Raw genomic sequence first — 15,445 nt, 5'->3', positions numbered from 1 at the left:
CGCCCGAGCCGCCGGGCGGCGGCCGTCGCGGCGCCCACGCTGTCACCGTCCGGCACGGCGTCGTCGAGCTGCAGGGTCCCCTCGTCGGCGGCCTGCACCAGCACGTCCCGCAGCGCGTCGGCGCACGCGGCGAGCGCCACCCGTTGCATGACGACGGGCTCGAGGGCCTCACGCCACCTCATGGGCGTCCTCCCCCGGGCCGAGGGCCGACCCCAGCGCCGACCGGAGGTCCGACCCGACTCCCGAACCGCGAGCCGACTCGTGAGCGGACCCCTGGGCCGACCCACCGTTGCCGCCGAGGGCGGCGAGCTCGAGGGCCGCCCGCACCCGCCAGGCGTCGACCGAGAGCAGGGCCACCGCCCCCACGAGCACCTCGTGGCCGGGAGGGCTGCGCCGCACCATGGCGCCGGCGTCGCGGTCGACCCGCCGCCACCACCGCGCCTCGGCGCGCCACAGGTCGTGGGGCCCGGACACCCCGGTCAGGGCCCACGAGGCCGTCCGCGGCAGGGCCCCCACGAGCTCCTGCACCGAACCCGCGCGCACGGCGGCCCAGCCCACCACCCGGGCTGCTGCGACCCGGCACGGCTCCGGCAGCGGCCCCTGCCCCGCCTCGAGCTCGCGGGCGAGCAGCAGGGCCACCGAGCCCGCAGCCCAGGGCGTCGCCTCCGGCACCACCGACACGAGCCGGTCCGCGGCCACGGCCTCCATCGTCACGCCGACGGCCCGGAGGTCGTCGCTGCCGGGGTCACCCCACGCCGAGGTGGCCAGCTCCTGTCTCACCTCCGCGGGCGTCGTGGCCCCCTGCACCCGCTGCCAGGCGGTGCCGAGGCCGGCGAGCCGGTGCGGGGCGCGCGGCCGGCGACCGGCCAGGGACTCGAGGTGGTCGAGGGTGTTGGCGACCTCGACCGGCGCCACCATCGCGCGCAGGATCGCCACGCCCTCACGCGGCGACCAGCCGGCGAGGACCCGCAGGTTCCACACCATGGTGTCGACGACCGCGTGCTGCGCCTCGGCAAGCGTCTGGCCCGCCCGCACGTCGTGGCCGTAGGTCGAGGCGGCGAGGAGCTCGACGGCGTCCTCCCACGAACCGGCCTCACCGAGGCGGGTGGCACCGGCCGACCCGAGTCGGCGGCTGGTCATGGCGCGAGCGCGGACGCCTACGGCCACCCACCCCGCACTCATGGTCGACCACCGGGGCCGGTGTCACGTCCCGGTGCCTCCGCCAGGAGCGCCCTCACCGAGGCCACGACCTGCTCCCGGTACGTCGGCAGGAGCTCGCCCAGGCGGACGCCGAGCCGGGAGGCGTGGGCCGCTGCATCGGCCTCCACCACCGCGCCACGGGAGTCCGCCTCGGCCAGCTCCTGAGCCCTGGCATGCGCCCGTGCCGTCGCCGCCCGGGCGGAGGAGTCCGCCAGCAGCCGCTCGACGGCCAGGGCGTCGCGGGTGCGCGCCCGGTCGGCGTCGCGGCGCCCCTGCTCCACGACCTCGCGGCAGTGGGCCAGGGTCGGCGCGAGCGCGGTGAACACCGGCTCCAGCTCCTCGGCGAGGTCACGCGCCCGGTCGGCAGGCACGCCGGCCGGCGTGGCCGAACCCGGCCCGCCCGCGGGGCGGAACCGGTACAGCAGGTCACGGACTCGGGGCACGCGGTCCTCCTCTCCCCTCGCCACGGTAGGCAGCGCACCGAACGTCCCGAGGGGACATAGGTCCCGGGCCGCAGGGGCCCGCCGCTCCTAGCCTGAAGAGGCAGGACCAGCGACCGGTGACCCGGCCGACCCAGCGAGGTGAGCGATGTCAGATCTCGAGCGCAGCCGCATACGCAAGGAAGCCGCGGACGCCGTCACGGGGCGGGCACCACGCGACTCCGACCAGGCCGTCGACACCGCCTTGAGGCGCTACCTCGGGATCGCGATGTTCGACGCGCTGCGCCGTCGCAAGGACGCCCGCCGATCTCCCACGGCAGGCCCCGGTGAGCACGCGTCGACGGAGCAGGAGCCGCGGTCATGACTCGGCGGGTCGAGGAGATCCTGTCGTGGTACCCCGCCTCCAGCCACCGCACCCTGGCCAACCTGCGCCGCATCCTCGAGCAGGGCCGCACCGGCGGCTCCGGCAAGCTCGTGGTGCTGCCCGTGGACCAGGGCGTCGAGCACGGGCCGGCGCGGAGCTTCGCAGCGAACCCGGCGGGCTACGACCCGCGCTACCACGCCCGGCTCGCGCTCGACGCCGGGTGCAGCGCGCACGCACTGCCCCTCGGCGCGGCTGAGCTCGTCGCCCCGACGTACGCGACCGAGCTGCCCCTCATCCTCAAGTGCAACGGCTCCGACTCGCTCTACACGGGAGCCGACCCCGAGCCCGCCGTCGTCGCGACGGTCGAGGACGCGTTGCGCCTGGAGTGCGCCGCGGTCGGCTTCACGATCTACCCCGGCTCCGCCGCCCGCAACCACATGTACGAGGACCTGCGCCGGCTCGCGCGCGACGCGGCCGAGGCGGGGCTGCCCCTCGTGGTGTGGTCCTACCCGCGCGGGTCCGGTGTCTCGACCGAGGGACGCACCGCGGTCGACGTCGTCGCGTACGCGGCGCACCTCGCCTGCCAGCTCGGCGCGCACGTGGTCAAGGTGAAGCCCCCGACGCACCTCATCGAGAACGACGCCGCACGGGCCGCGCTGGAGAAGGCGGGTGTGCCGCTGGAGACGCTCGCGGACCGGGTACGGCACGTCGTGCAGTCGGCCTTCGACGGCCACCGCATCGTCATCTTCTCCGGTGGCGCGGCGAAGGAGACCGCAGCGGTGCTCGAGGAGAACCGGCAGACGGCACTCGGTGGCGGCTTCGGGACCATCATGGGCAGGAACTCGTTCCAGCGGCCCCACCAGGAGGCGATCCAGCTGCTGCACAACGTGATGGACATCCACCTGGGCGAGTAACGACCGGCGTCAGCCTGGCGGAGGCCCGTGCGACGGCCCGTGCGACGGCCCGGGTGAGCGGTTGCCCGGCTGGGCGGACCGCAGGGAGTAGACGGTGGTCCGGATGCGGTGGATCGTCGTGTCGAGCGACTCGGCCATCTCGAGGACGCGGGAGTGCACGGCGGTGTCGGTCTGCACCCTGCCTGCCAGTCCCTGCAGCCCCATCCCGACGCTGAACAGCTCGGTGATCACGTCGTCGTGCAGCTCCGCGGCGATCCGGTCGCGGTCCAGCAGCAGGTTCATCAGCTCCTGGTCGGACCGGCTGCGGTCGAGCTCGATGGCCAGCCCGGCGTGGGCGGCGAAGAGGGAGAGGTGCTCGACGTCCGACGCGGTGAAGACGGGCCGGTTGGCGAGCCGGGCGACGCTGAGGGTGCCGAGCACCTCGTCGCGGGCCTGGAGCGGGACGATGACCAGCGGGCCGAGCATCGCGGTGTCGCCGTCACCGAGCGTGCTGCCGTAGTCCTGGATGAGGCGCGGGGCCCCGGTCGTGAACACCCGGCCGGCATGGCTGCCGTCGATGTCGATGGGCAGGTCGGAGACCTGGTCGGCGAGGATCCCGGCCGCGGCGTCGACCCGGAGGGTGCCGGGCTCGACCCCGGGGACGGCGATCGCGGCGAGGTCGGCGTCGGCCCCGAGGGCCGCGTGCCTGGCCACCTGGGCGGTGGCGCGCTCGCCACCCTTGAAGAGGTCCTGGGTCAGCAGCGTCGACGCGGAGAGCCACCGGCGCTGCTCCTGGACCTCGGTGTGCACGCGGGAGTTGGCGATCGCCGTGGCCGCACTGTGCGCCAGGGCGGTCACGAGCTGCTCGTCCTCGTCGCTGAACTCGCCGTTCGCGCTCTCGGTGAGGTAGAGGTTGCCGAACACCTGGTCGTGGACGCGGATGGGCACCCCGAGGAAGCTGCGCATCGGAGGGTGGTTCTCGGGGAAGCCGACGGCGGCCGGGTGCTCAGCGAGGGCACGCAGCCGCAACGCCTCTGGGTGCTCGACCAGCTGGCCGAGCAGGCCGAGGCCCTTCGGCGGGTCTCCGATCAGCGCCACCGTCTCGGCGTCCATGCCAGAGTGGATGAACTCCACGAGGTGGCCACCCCGCACCACGCCCAGGGCGGCGTACCGTGCGTCGACGAGCTCCCGTGTGGCTTCGACGACGTGGCGAAGCACCACGTGCACGTCGAGGTCGCCGCTGAAGGCGGCGGTGGCACGCAGCAGTGCCCGGAGGCGCCCCTGTGTCGCGAGGACGTCCGCAGCCTGGCTGGTCAGCGCGAGCAGCGTCTCCTCGAGCGCCAGCCGGGGGGCGTCCGGGAAGGTCAGTCTCGGCGGCCCCGACCCGTCGCGCCCGGCCCCATGGTCGTTCCTGCCGTCATCCACTCCGCACCTCCGCCACGATCGACCCCGATCTCCGTGCGGAACAGCACCGTGGTCACCGGCGCCCGGACCTCCAGCATAGGCACAGGTCAGACGCTTGCCCACAAACTCTCGAGGCGGCCCTGACGACCACCGGCGCGGGGACGTTCGCCCCTTACCTGTGCATCCCCAGCAGGACTACTCCTGGAGCATGAGATCGACCTGGGCAACGGCCGTAGCGGCCCTGCTGATGGCCGGGTGCAGCACCGGTGGAGGACCAGCGCCGTCCACGACGGTGGGGCCTACGACCGCCGCCACGTCCTCCAGCACGACGTCCTCCCTCACTTCGACGACGACTCCTCCGACGACCCGGACGACCCCGCGCCGCACCACGACCAGCAGCACGACGACCCGCCCGTCCGCGCGGCCGACCACCCCGTCCCCCAGGCCCTCACCTCACCCCTCGACGTCCAGCAGGACCACCCCGCCGGTCACGAGCCTGCCGCCGGCCCTGCGCGACGGCGTCGTCACCCGCCTGCCCACCTCGTCGCGGGTCGTGGCGCTGACCTTCGACGGCGGGGCGGGCAACCAGGGCGCGGCCACCATCCTCGCGACGCTACGGGCCCAGAGCGTGCCGGCGTCGTTCTTCGTCACCGGGAAGTTCGCCGCGGCCAACCCCTCCACCACACGCCAGATGGCGGCCGTCGGACCTGTGGGCAACCACACGTGGAGCCACCCGGACCTGACCACCGTCGGCAGCAGCACCCTGCAGCAGGAGCTGTCGTCCACGCGCAGCGCCATCCTGGCCGCCACGGGCAAGGACCCCCGACCCCTGTTCCGGTTCCCCTTCGGCGCCTACGACTCCCGGGTGCTCGGCCTCGTCCACGCCCAGGGCTATGGAGCGGTCGGGTGGACCACCGACTCCCTGGGGTGGAAGGGCACGTCCGGCGGCATGACCGTGGACAGCGTCGTCGCCCGCGTGCTCGCCGGCCGCACCCCGGGCCAGGTCGTGCTGATGCACGTCGGTGCCAACCCTGACGACGGCACCACCCTCGACGCCGCAGCGCTGCCGCGCATCATCGCCGGCTACCGCGCAGCGGGCTACGGCTTCACCACCCTGACGGTGCTCACCCACTGAGCCCGTGACCGCGGGTGGTCCGCCCCGCCACCCCTTCCGACTGTGGTGCCGCGGTGACCCTCGATCCGTACGGTGGGGCCATGACCGCCGAGCCGCTGTGGGACCTGGTCGTGGTCGGTGCGGGTCCGGCTGGCGCGACCGCTGCACTCGGCGCCCTGCACGAGCGACCGGGCGCCCGCGTCCTGCTGCTCGACCGGGCCGACTTCCCTCGTGACAAGTCCTGCGGCGACGGGGTGGCACCCCACGTGCTCGACGTGCTGGAGCACGTGGGTGCCGGGGCCGTGGCGGACCGCCTGCGCCACGACCACTCCCCCGTGTCCACGCTCCAGCTGGCCCTAGGCGGCCTCGAGGTCGAGCGCGCCATGCGACGTCCTGCGCTCGTGGTGCCGCGCGCGGATCTCGACGCCCGCCTCGTGGACGCGGCCGTCGCCGCCGGTGCGGTGCTGCGCCGCCACCGGGTCAGGCACGTCGCGACCGCTGCCGGTGAGGTGGTGCTCGACGGCTCGGTCCGGGGGCGCGTGGTGGTCGCCGCCGACGGGGCCCGCTCGGAGGTACGGCGCGCGCTCGGTGCACCGCTGCCTGGCCGGGTCGCCCTCGGGCTCCGGGGCTACGCACCCACGCCGCGGCACCGGGCAGGTCGACAGGTCATCCGGTTCGGCGAAGAGCGCCAGCCGTCCTACGCATGGTCCTTCGACCGCGGCGACGGCTGGTCCAACGTCGGCTACGGGGAGGTGCTCGGCGGCCGCCACCACCCGCCGACGCACGCCCTGATGGTGGACCGGCTCGAGGCGCTGCTCCCCGGCTCGACCGCCGGTGCCGCCTCGTGGCGCGGGCACCACCTGCCGTTGTCGACCGCAGGCACTGGTCGAGAGCAGCCGGACGGCCGCGTGCTCTTCGCGGGCGACGCTGCAGGACTGGTCAACCCGTTGACCGGCGAGGGGATCTACTACGCCGTCGCGACCGGAGCCATGGCCGGCCGCCTCGCCGTCCAGGCGCCAGGCGAGGACCGGCACCCGCTCTTCCCGGTCGTCGCGGGCCGCGGCGCCGTCGACGAAGGGCCCGGCAGCGGGTACCGACGGGCGCTGCGGAGGCTGCTGCGCGGCAACCTCGCGAGCACGGCGGCCGCCGGCAGGCTGACCGCCTCCCCTCGGGTCCTCGCTGCCGGCCTGTCCGCGGCGGCCCGTGACCAGGAGGTCTTCGACGACCTTGTCGAGCTCGGGCTGGGGCGCGGCGTCCTCACGCCGAGGCTGCTGCGCGGGCTCTGGGGCGGCCTGGCGGGCGGGTCGCCGCACTGGGCTTCCAGGGACACCCGGGTTCCGGACCTCGGCTAGGGGCGCAGGAGCACGAGGGCCACGTCGTCGCGCAGGCCGTCCTCGGCGGTGAGCTCCAGCAGCAGCCGGTCGGCGAGCTCCTCCACGTCGAGCGACCGGTGCTCGGCGAGCACCCGGCTCAGCCGCGCGATACCGACGTCGAGGTCCTCCCCGCGACGCTCCACGAGGCCGTCGGTGTAGAGGAGCAAGGTGCTGCCCGGGGCGAGGGTGGCGGTCCCCAGGGGGCGCCGCTCGATGTCGGTCGTGACCGCCAGCGGCGGCCCCAGGGCGGCGTCGAGGGCCTCCACCGTGCCGTCCGGGTGCACCATCAGCGGCGGGAGGTGCCCGGCGCTGCTGTACGCCGCGAAGCCCAGGTGCGGGTCCAGGACCACCTTGACGGCGGTGGAGGCCGTGGCGTTGGGGTTGTGCCGTGCGATCTGGTCCAGCGCGGCGAGTGCCTGCGGCGGCCCCACGTCGGCGACGGTCAGCGCGGCCAGGGCGCTGCGCAGCTGTCCCATGACGGAGGCGGCGACGAGGCCGTGGCCGACGACGTCTCCCACCGCGACGGCGACGCGCCCGTCACCGATGTCGGTGACGTCGTACCAGTCGCCGCCGACGGACAGCGCCGCCGAGGCGGGCCGGTAGCGCACCGCGACCGCCACCCGTTCGAGCACGGCCTCGGGCACGGCCGCCGGCAGCATCGCGGACTGCACCGCCACCCCCAGCCGTCGCTCGGCCTCGACCGCCTCGTCGAAGAGGTGGGCCTGCTCCATCACCGCCCAGGCGGCGTGCAGCGCCTCCTCGGGCGATGCAGCGTCGCTCGGCGAAGCGCCGGCGCGCACCATCTCCCGGGCCAGGGCCGTCACGTCGAAGACGTTGAACAGCACCCAGCCGGGGTCCTCGCCCCGGGGCAACGGCACCGCGGTGCCCGCCCAGTACCGCTCGTCGAGCTCGCCGGCCACCCGCGCGGAGGGGATGTCGTAGCGCTGCGTCCCGAGGATCGCCGGACGGCCCGTGGCCAGCGCAGTCTGCATGACCGAGCGCACGCCGTCGACGGCGGTCGCGGGCACTCCGGCCTCGGGGAACGCGTCGAACAGGGCCCGTCCCACCAGCTGGTCCCGGTCCTGGCCGGCGACGCGCAGGTAGGCGTCGTTGCAGTCCTGGATCACCAGCTGGTCGTCGAGGACGACGCAGGCCGTCGGCACCGCGCGGAAGACCAGCTGGAAGTCCAGGCCGGTGGGCGCGGAGGGTCGCGTCGGGTCGGCGTCGGCGCGGTCTGCCGGGGGCATCCCCGCACCCTATGGCGTGGGGGCACCGCGGTGGGAGTGTTCGGGAAGACCGCCGCATGTGCTGCGGCGCGTCGCTGCCCACCTCGGCGTGGACGCTCGAACCCGGTCGCGCGAGCCGTCCCGTACCCGGTCACGCGCGGCGGTCGACCTCGTGCAGGGCCACCGGACCCAACCGACCGTCGTGCGCCGTCGCGGTCATGTAGGTGCAGGTCGGCTGGCGCCTGCGGTCGGTGGGCGAACCGGGGTTGAGCAGCCGCAGGCCGCGCGGCGTCGTCGAGTCCCAGGGGATGTGGCTGTGGCCGAAGACGAGGACGTCGAGCTCGGGATAGGCCGCCTCGCAACGCAGCTCGCGCCCAGAGGCCTGTCCCGTCTCGTGCACGAGGCCGAATCGCAGCCCCTCCACGTCGAGCTCGGCGACCTCGGGCAGCCGGTCGCGCAGGACGCCGTGGTCGTTGTTGCCGGCCACACCGACGAGGCGGCGAGCCCGCGACTGCAGGGCGTCGAGGAGGGCGACGTCGACCCAGTCACCGGCGTGCAGGACCAGGTCGGCCTCGTCGACCGCGCGCCACACCTCCTGCGGGAGGTCCTTGGCCCGCTTCGGCAGGTGCGTGTCGGCGAGCAGCAGCAGACGCGTCGTCATGGGGCCCAGTCAACCGTGCAGCCCCACCGACGGCGACAGCGCTACCCCGCGTGGGCGCGGACCACCTGGCGCTGGCGGCCGAGACCTCCGATGCCGAGCTCCATGACGTCGCCCGGACGCAGGAACACCTGCGGGTCCTGGCCCATCCCCACGCCGGGTGGCGTGCCGGTGTTGACGACGTCGCCGGGCTCCAGCACGAAGAACTGGCTGAGGTAATGGACCACCGTCACCGCGTCGAACACCATGGTCGCGGTCGATCCGGTCTGCCTGCGGGTCCCGTTGACGTCGAGCCACAGGTCCAGGGACCGGTGGTCGCCCACCTCGTCCGACGTCACCAGCCACGGTCCCATCGGGTTGAAGGTCGCGGCCGACTTCCCCTTGCACCACTGGCCGCCACGCTCCATCTGGAACGCGCGCTCGCTCACGTCGTTGCACACGGCGTACCCCGCGATCGCCGCCTCGGCAGCGGCGAGGTCGGGCAGGTAGCTGCACCGCCGGCCGATGACGACGGCGAGCTCCACCTCCCAGTCGGTCTTGGTCGACCCGCGCGGGATGACCACCTCGTCGTCAGGTCCCACCAGCGTGTTGGGCGACTTGGTGAAGACGATGGGTTCCTCGGGCACGGTCTGGCCCGTCTCGGCGGCGTGGTCGCGGTAGTTCAGGCCGATGCACAGGATCTGGTGCGGCCGCGCGACCGGCGCCCCGACGCGCTGTCCGGCCAGATCACGCACCTGGCCAGCAGCAGCGCGGTCGCCGACCAGCGACCGCAGCGCGTCGATCCCACCGTTCTCGAAGAACGCGGCGTCGAAGTCGCGCACCGCGTCCGCGACGTCCACGTAGGTGGAGTCACCCACCAGCACCGCGGGTCGCTCCTCGCCCACCGGTCCGATCCTCAACAGCCGCACGGTGCCGTCCTCCCTCTCCGACGCGTGGTCGGGTCCTCAGTACGTCGCACGGCCGCCGCTGATGTCGTAGACAGCACCGGTCGAGAAGCTGCACTCGTCGGACGCGAGCCACGCCACCAGCGCGGCCAGCTCCTCCGCCCGGCCCAGCCGCTGCATGGGGATCAGCGACACGAGGCGCTCCAGGACCTCTGGCGCGGTCGTCGCGTTCATCGGTGTCTCGAAGACCGCTGGCGCCACGGCGTTGACCAGGACCCCGGTCGTGGCCAGCTCCTTGCCCAGCGACTTCGTCATGGCGATGACGGCCGCCTTGGACGCCGAGTAGGCACTCAGCCTGGGGTTGCCGTCCTTGCCCGCCATCGAGGCGAGGTTGACGATGCGCCCCCAGCCGCGCTCGACCATGCCGGGCGCGACCGCGTGGCACATCCGAAAGGTCCCCGTCACGTTGACGGCGAAGGTGCGCTCCCAGTCGGCGGTCGAGACCTCCCACAGCGGCGCGTTGGGTCCGACGACCCCGGCACTGTTGACGAGCACGTCCACGGGCCCGACTCGTGCCAGCACGGCCAGCAGTGCCTGCTCGTCGGTGACGTCGACGACCTCGTCGGCTCCCGGGGCCACGTCGAGCCGCACCACCTCGAGACCCTCCTTGGAAAGGCGTTCGGCGCAGGCCGCACCCAGCCCGCTCATCCCGCCGGTCACGACTGCTCGTCTCACTGGCCACCTCCGGGCTCGTCGGGCCACCCGTCTGGTGTCCCGGGGTCGATGAGGGCACGCAGGTCAGGCCGCGCCCACGCGCCGGTCTGCGACACCGAGAGCCCGCCGTCGACGGGCACCACTGCTCCGGTGACGAACGAGGCGTCGCCGGATGCAAGGAAGTCCACGACCGCAGCGACCTCGTCCGGGGTGCCGGTGCGCCCCACCGCGTAGCCCTCGGTCGCGCGCTCGAGGTCGGCGCCGCCGATGAGGCCGGGCGCCACCGCGTTGACACGGATCCCCGCGGCCCCGTGCTCGAGGGCCAGGACGCGCACGAGCGCCTCCAGCCCACCCTTGGCCGCCGCATACCCGGCGACGCCGGGTGACACGAGTCGCGCCATCACCGACGACACCGCGACGACCGAACCGCCGGCGGGCATGTGGGGCAATGCAGCCCGTGCACTGTAGAAGGCCGAGTCCAGGGTCGCCCCGAGCGCGCTGCGCCACATCTCGTCGGTCTGGTCGACCGCCCGAGCGCGAGGGTTCACGGCAGCGGCGGCCACGAGGACGTCGATGCGTCCGTCGAACAGTCGCAGCACCTCGTCGAACACCCGGCGGACCTCGTCCGGGTCGGAGCAGTCGGCCACGAGGTGCTCGCACAGGTCGTCGGCCGGCGTGAGGCTGATGCCCAGGACCCGGTCCCCGCGCGCGAGGAACCTCCCGACGATGGCCAGCCCGATCGCCGAGCTCGAACCGACCACGACGACAGCGCGGCCCGGGCCCCCAGCGGGAGTGGGCCCGTCGGGCCGGCGCCCCTCGTGCAGCTGCGACATCAGCGGTCCAGGGACAGGCGGTAGGTGACGCGCGACGCCGCGACGTGGAGGTACTCGAACAGCACAGGCTCGCGGTCGGGCGCGAGGCACGAGGTGCGCTCCAGGAGCAGCACCGGGTCGCCCTTGGCCAGATGCAGGAGACCGGCCACGCGCTGGTCGGCCAGGCCTGCGCGGATGACGTGGTCGGCCCCGGCCAGCGGGGTCCCGTACTTCTGCTCGAGGATGCTGTAGAACGGTTCGTCGCGCAGGTTCTCGCGTGCGACCCGCGACCCGAGCGACCGCACGAAGTAGCTGTCGTCGAAGGAGATCGGGGTCCCGTTGGCGAGTCGCACCCGTTCGATGTGGACGACGGGCTCTCCCACCGCGCACCGCAGAGCGTCGGCCACCCGCTCCGGCGCGGGCACCGTCTCCACCAGCTCGACGCTCGCCGTCGCCGTGAGGCCCAGTGCCTCCATGTCCTCGACGAACCCGGTGAGCCGGTCCAGGCGTGCCTCCACGGTGGGACGGGTGACGAAGCTGCCGCGCCCGGGGTGGCGCACGATGAGGCCCATGGTCTCCAGGTCGCGCAGACCTCGACGCACGGTGGTGCGGCTCACCTGGAACCGTTCCATGAGCTGCGGCTCGGTGGGCACCTGGTCGCCGGGCTTGAACCGTCCGCTGCGGATGGCCTCGTGCAGGTCGGCCCGGACGACCGCGTGCATGGGCGCCGTTCCCTGCAGCGCCTCGCGCCGCGGCCCTCCTCCGCGTACCGGCGCGTGCGTGGTCACAGCCCGGCCCGCCTCATCATCCGCTCGAGGTCGGCGTGGTCCACCTGGTCGAGGGAGGGACTGGCGATGCGCACCGTCGTGTGGCGGATCACACCGCGCCGCCGCAGGACCTCCTTGTGGAAGGCGACGTTGTAGAGCACCTCCCGGGTGAACAGCGAGCCCATGGAGTCGATGTCCTCCTGCGCGGCGTCAGGCCCCTGGGCGGCCCACGTCCGGTAGGCACCCACCACCCGGTCGACGAAAGCGGGCGAGGGCATCGTGCCGATGGCACCTCGCTCGAGCTCGTTGACCAGGTACACGCCCCCGATGCCGCCGAACACGCCCTCGATTGCGTCCCCGAGCGCCTTGACGACCGCGGAGATGCCGTGTGTGGGTGGGTTGCTCTCCTCCTTGACGTATCGGACTCCCGGCACCGCGGCCACGACCTCGGCCAGTGCCTGCGCGCCGAGCGGGAAGCCCACGCGTGCGTTCTGCATGATCACCGGCACCCCCACGTCGGCGACCCTGCTGGTGTGCTCGCCGACGAACTGGGCCGAGGGACCGAAGAAGTGCTGCACGTAGGGCACCATCGTCATCACGGCGGCGACCTCGAGGCCCGCCGCGTGCCGCGCGAACTCCACCGCGCTCTCGGTGCTCGCACCGGTCACCCCGACCGCCACCGGCACCCGGTCCCCGGCCGACTCGACGACCGTCTCGACGGCGTGCCGCCGCTCCTGGTCGGTGAGGGTGTAGAACTCGCTCACCACCCCGGGGTACAGGATGCCGTCCGCGCCGTGGTCGAGGCAGAACTCCACCTGCGACCGCAGGCCGTCAGTGTCGAGCGAGCCGTCGGGCCCGAACGTCGTCACCGGGATCGGCACGACCCCTCGCAACGTCGGCGCGTCGGGCTCCCTGACCTCTGCGGCCTCGTGGTCACCGCGCCCCGCGTCCCGGTCGGCACCCGTCGCACCCACGCCAGCGTCCCGGCCGGCGTCTGCGTCCATGCCTGCTTCCGTGCCAGCGCCCATGGCTGCACCCTGCTCCGTCATCCCCACGTTCCTCTCGTCAACCACATCACTGACCGTCCGACCGTCCAGACCCCCATCGACCCGAGCGCCACGAGGATGACCCGGTCGAGGGTGTTGTGCCTCTTCGACGCCCACCAGCGCCCGAGCAGCGTCCCCGCCACCGCTCCCCCGGCAAGGCGGGCCACCTGCTGCAGGTCGTCCCCGGAGACCGCGCCACGCACGGCCAGCAGGCCGAGCCCCAGCACGCTGATGGCCCCGACGTACGCCGACATGGTGGCCGTCTGCTCCCGGGTGGAGACCCGGCGCCCGTGCACGTACATCGCCACCGCAGGTCCGCTCAGGCCGGTGCTGGTGGCCAGGATCCCACCGAGGATGCCGCTGGGCGCCACCCAGTGCCCGCGCAGCGCCACGGTGCCCGTGCCGACGAGGCCGTACACCGCGTACGCCAGCAGCACGAGCCCCATCAGGCCGGTGACCCACATCGGGTCGAAGTGCTCGAACAGCAGGATGCCCACGGGCAGGCCCACCACCGAGAACGCCGTGAGGGCGCCGAACGTCCGCTGCCGCACCTGCCCGCGCAGCCCCGGGGCCAGGAGCAGCACCACGCTCGTGATCGGCACAAGGCACAGCGCGATGACGACGACCTCGTGGGGCTGGAACACCAGCAGCAGCAGCGGAACCGACAGCACGCTGAAGCCGAAGCCGGTGACCCCGGTGAGGATGCCGGCCAGGAAGACGATGACGACCGGGACCACGAAGGACACGGTCACTTCTCCGAGCCGGCCATGAAGCCCGAAAGGAAGTAACGCACGCCTGTCACGTAGAGCACGAACATGGGCAGCGCGGCGATGGTGAGCCCGGCCATGACTGCCGGCACGTTGCTCGAGAACTCGCCCTGGAAGAGGGTCAGACCCGCCATCAACGTCCGCTTGTCGTTGCGCTGCAGGAAGATGATGGCGATCAGGAGCTCGTTCCAGACCCACAAGGTGTTGACGATGGCCAGCGTGATGACGCCCGGGCGGGACAGCGGCAGGGCGATCTTGCGGAACATCATGAGGTGGTTGGCGCCGTCGAGCTGCGCCGCCTCGAACAGGGCAGGCGGGAGCCTGCGGAAGAACCCGGTGAGGAAGTAGGTCGTGTAGGGGATCATGAGCCCCACGTAGGCGACCACCGCCCCCTGCAACGTGTTGATCAGCTTGGTCTCGACCATCACCCTGAACAGCGGTATCGCCACCGTGACCGCAGGTGCACCGAGCATGGCGACGAACACCATGAAGACCGCCTGCCGGCCCGGGAAGTCCATGCAGGCCAATGCATATGCAGCCAGCGCGGAGATGGTGATCCCGATCCCCACCGAGAGGACCGTGAGCAGGAAGCTGTTGCGGATCCAGGTCAGGAACATCGGGTTGCCGAGGATCTGCTGGTAGTTGTGCAGCGTCGGTGACGTCGGCAGGGCGAGCTGGCTGTCGGCGTACTGCACCTCGGTCTTGAAGGACGTCGACACCATGAAGTAGAGCGGCACGATGGCAGCCAGCGTCACGACGAGCACCGACCCGTGCTTGGCGACGACGCCCGCCACCGCGCCCGGGGTGGCCCTGGCCGGCTGCGCCGCAGGCTTGGTCACCGGCCTGGCCGCCGACCGCGCCGCGGTGCTCACAGCTCACCTCGCCGGTTGAGCCAGGTGAGGAACCCGACCATGAAGGCGAGGATCACCCCGAGCATGAGCGTGGACAGCGCGGCGGCGTTGCCGAAGTCCCCGTAGATGAAGGCGCGGCTGTAGATGTAGTACTCCATGACGTAGGTGCTGGTGCCGGGCCCGCCCTTGGTGAGGACGAAGACGTAGTTGAAGACCCAGTTGAAGAGGGCCACGACGACGATGCCTGCGTAGAAGGCGATGATGGTCGACATCTGCGGCACCGTGACGTGCCGCAGCCGCTGCCACCAGTTGGCCCCGTCCACCTTGGCCGCGTCGTAGAGGTCCTCGGGCAGCTGGGTCATGCGGGCGAGGAAGAGGATCACGCCGAAGGCCAGCTCGCGCCACTGGATCACCCCGGCGACCGACCACACCGCCGTCTTCGGGTCACCGAGCCAGTTCTGGGCCAGCGCACCCAGGCCAACCGAGCCGAGGATGCTGTTGACCAGGCCCCTGCTCTGCAGGATCTGGCCGAACACGAGGGCAGCGACCACGACGGGCACGACGTACGGCATGAAGATGATCGCCCGGTAGACCCGCCATCCACGGATCTGGTCGTGCAGCACCTGCGCGATGACGATCGACGTCACGACCAGGACCGGCAGCACCACGAACAGCTTGAGGTTGTTGATGACGGCCGCGTGGAAGATCGGGTCCGCGAACAGAGCCCGATAGTTGCTCAGCCCCGCGAACTCGTCGGTGAACGGGTCGAGGAAGCTCGTCCGCACCACCGACACGATCGGGTAGAGGAAGACGAAGGCGAGGAACAGGACGGCGGGCAGCAGGAAGACCATGGCCGCCCGCGCGTCCCGGCGCCGCTTGCGCTGCGGCGCACGGGATGCGGAGATCGATGTCATCGGTGAGGTCACCTCAGG

The 15,445-nt window shown here is 72.8% G+C and carries 18 protein-coding genes; 4 read left to right on the top strand and 14 right to left on the bottom strand.

Going from position 1 to position 15,445, the window contains the following annotated elements; genetic code table 11:
• The 3 genes from AB4Z02_RS13050 to AB4Z02_RS13040 form a co-directional block, all read right to left on the bottom strand.
• Window positions 1-182: hypothetical protein (locus AB4Z02_RS13050; protein WP_441971408.1), on the bottom strand; the 182-nt coding region annotated here is incomplete at its 3' end.
• A complete protein-coding gene (locus tag AB4Z02_RS13045) occupies window positions 169-1,140 on the bottom strand; it encodes a hypothetical protein (RefSeq protein WP_441971406.1) in 972 nt (323 codons plus the stop codon). The genes AB4Z02_RS13050 and AB4Z02_RS13045, both read right to left, overlap by 14 nt.
• Window positions 1,141-1,178: 38 nt before the next feature.
• The gene (locus AB4Z02_RS13040; protein WP_056884962.1) at window positions 1,179-1,643 is read right to left on the bottom strand and encodes a hypothetical protein; all 465 of its coding nucleotides are present in this window, start codon (window positions 1,641-1,643) and stop codon (window positions 1,179-1,181) included.
• Between the two features lie 145 nt (window positions 1,644-1,788).
• Between AB4Z02_RS13040 and AB4Z02_RS13035 the strand changes: the two genes are divergently transcribed.
• Together AB4Z02_RS13035 and AB4Z02_RS13030 are read left to right on the top strand one after the other, a co-directional pair.
• Window positions 1,789-2,004, top strand: coding sequence for a hypothetical protein (locus AB4Z02_RS13035; RefSeq protein WP_441971404.1), 216 nt, complete (start codon window positions 1,789-1,791; stop codon window positions 2,002-2,004).
• The gene (locus AB4Z02_RS13030) at window positions 2,001-2,918 is read left to right on the top strand and encodes a class I fructose-bisphosphate aldolase (RefSeq protein WP_056884960.1); all 918 of its coding nucleotides are present in this window, start codon (window positions 2,001-2,003) and stop codon (window positions 2,916-2,918) included. The genes AB4Z02_RS13035 and AB4Z02_RS13030 overlap by 4 nt, the downstream gene beginning before the upstream one ends.
• Window positions 2,919-2,927: 9 nt before the next feature.
• On the opposite strand, the gene AB4Z02_RS13025 is transcribed toward AB4Z02_RS13030, so the two are convergent.
• Window positions 2,928-4,322 (bottom strand): GAF domain-containing protein, encoded by a 1,395-nt coding sequence (locus tag AB4Z02_RS13025; protein WP_441971401.1) that lies wholly within the window; start codon window positions 4,320-4,322, stop codon window positions 2,928-2,930.
• Window positions 4,323-4,509: 187 nt separating this feature from the next.
• Between AB4Z02_RS13025 and AB4Z02_RS13020 the strand changes: the two genes are divergently transcribed.
• Window positions 4,510-5,436 (top strand): polysaccharide deacetylase family protein, encoded by a 927-nt coding sequence (locus AB4Z02_RS13020; protein ID WP_441971399.1) that lies wholly within the window; start codon window positions 4,510-4,512, stop codon window positions 5,434-5,436.
• Between the two features lie 80 nt (window positions 5,437-5,516).
• Complete coding sequence (locus AB4Z02_RS13015) at window positions 5,517-6,767, top strand: NAD(P)/FAD-dependent oxidoreductase (RefSeq protein WP_441971397.1); 1,251 nt, start codon at window positions 5,517-5,519, stop codon at window positions 6,765-6,767.
• Here the strand turns inward: AB4Z02_RS13015 and AB4Z02_RS13010 are convergent.
• The 10 genes from AB4Z02_RS13010 to AB4Z02_RS12965 all read right to left on the bottom strand — a co-directional run bounded on the left by AB4Z02_RS13010 (window position 6,764) and on the right by AB4Z02_RS12965 (window position 15,427).
• A complete protein-coding gene (locus tag AB4Z02_RS13010) occupies window positions 6,764-8,035 on the bottom strand; it encodes a PP2C family protein-serine/threonine phosphatase (RefSeq protein ID WP_441971395.1) in 1,272 nt (423 codons plus the stop codon). The two genes, AB4Z02_RS13015 and AB4Z02_RS13010, sit on opposite strands and share 4 nt — an antisense overlap.
• Before the next feature lie 130 nt (window positions 8,036-8,165).
• A complete protein-coding gene (locus AB4Z02_RS13005) occupies window positions 8,166-8,675 on the bottom strand; it encodes a metallophosphoesterase family protein (protein WP_441971393.1) in 510 nt (169 codons plus the stop codon).
• Window positions 8,676-8,716: 41 nt separating this feature from the next.
• The gene (locus AB4Z02_RS13000) at window positions 8,717-9,580 is read right to left on the bottom strand and encodes a fumarylacetoacetate hydrolase family protein (RefSeq protein WP_441971391.1); all 864 of its coding nucleotides are present in this window, start codon (window positions 9,578-9,580) and stop codon (window positions 8,717-8,719) included.
• A gap of 36 nt (window positions 9,581-9,616) precedes the next feature.
• Window positions 9,617-10,276: an SDR family NAD(P)-dependent oxidoreductase gene (locus AB4Z02_RS12995; RefSeq protein WP_441971389.1), complete on the bottom strand. Its 660-nt coding sequence runs from the start codon at window positions 10,274-10,276 to the stop codon at window positions 9,617-9,619.
• Window positions 10,277-10,287: 11 nt separating this feature from the next.
• Window positions 10,288-11,103 (bottom strand): SDR family NAD(P)-dependent oxidoreductase, encoded by an 816-nt coding sequence (locus AB4Z02_RS12990; RefSeq protein WP_441971387.1) that lies wholly within the window; start codon window positions 11,101-11,103, stop codon window positions 10,288-10,290.
• Window positions 11,103-11,804 (bottom strand): GntR family transcriptional regulator, encoded by a 702-nt coding sequence (locus tag AB4Z02_RS12985; protein ID WP_441971385.1) that lies wholly within the window; start codon window positions 11,802-11,804, stop codon window positions 11,103-11,105. Before AB4Z02_RS12985 ends, AB4Z02_RS12990 begins: the two co-directional genes overlap by 1 nt.
• Window positions 11,805-11,866: 62 nt before the next feature.
• Window positions 11,867-12,898 (bottom strand): dihydrodipicolinate synthase family protein, encoded by a 1,032-nt coding sequence (locus AB4Z02_RS12980; protein ID WP_441971384.1) that lies wholly within the window; start codon window positions 12,896-12,898, stop codon window positions 11,867-11,869.
• Window positions 12,895-13,641 (bottom strand): sulfite exporter TauE/SafE family protein, encoded by a 747-nt coding sequence (locus AB4Z02_RS12975; protein WP_441971382.1) that lies wholly within the window; start codon window positions 13,639-13,641, stop codon window positions 12,895-12,897. Before AB4Z02_RS12975 ends, AB4Z02_RS12980 begins: the two co-directional genes overlap by 4 nt.
• A gap of 2 nt (window positions 13,642-13,643) precedes the next feature.
• Window positions 13,644-14,534 carry a carbohydrate ABC transporter permease gene (locus tag AB4Z02_RS12970; protein WP_056884941.1) on the bottom strand — a complete coding sequence of 297 codons (891 nt, stop codon included), beginning with the start codon at window positions 14,532-14,534 and terminating at the stop codon, window positions 13,644-13,646.
• Entirely contained in the window at window positions 14,531-15,427 is an 897-nt protein-coding gene (locus AB4Z02_RS12965) for a carbohydrate ABC transporter permease (RefSeq protein ID WP_441971381.1), read from the bottom strand. Before AB4Z02_RS12965 ends, AB4Z02_RS12970 begins: the two co-directional genes overlap by 4 nt.
• Between the last annotated feature and the right edge of the window lie 18 nt (window positions 15,428-15,445).

Origin of the sequence: Pedococcus sp. 2YAF34, assembly GCF_052114585.1 — a bacterium.
Classification (GTDB): Bacteria; Actinomycetota; Actinomycetes; order Actinomycetales; family Dermatophilaceae; genus Pedococcus.
The sequence above is the reverse complement of the archived record's forward strand: the minus strand, read 5'-3'. Positions and strand labels throughout refer to the sequence as shown.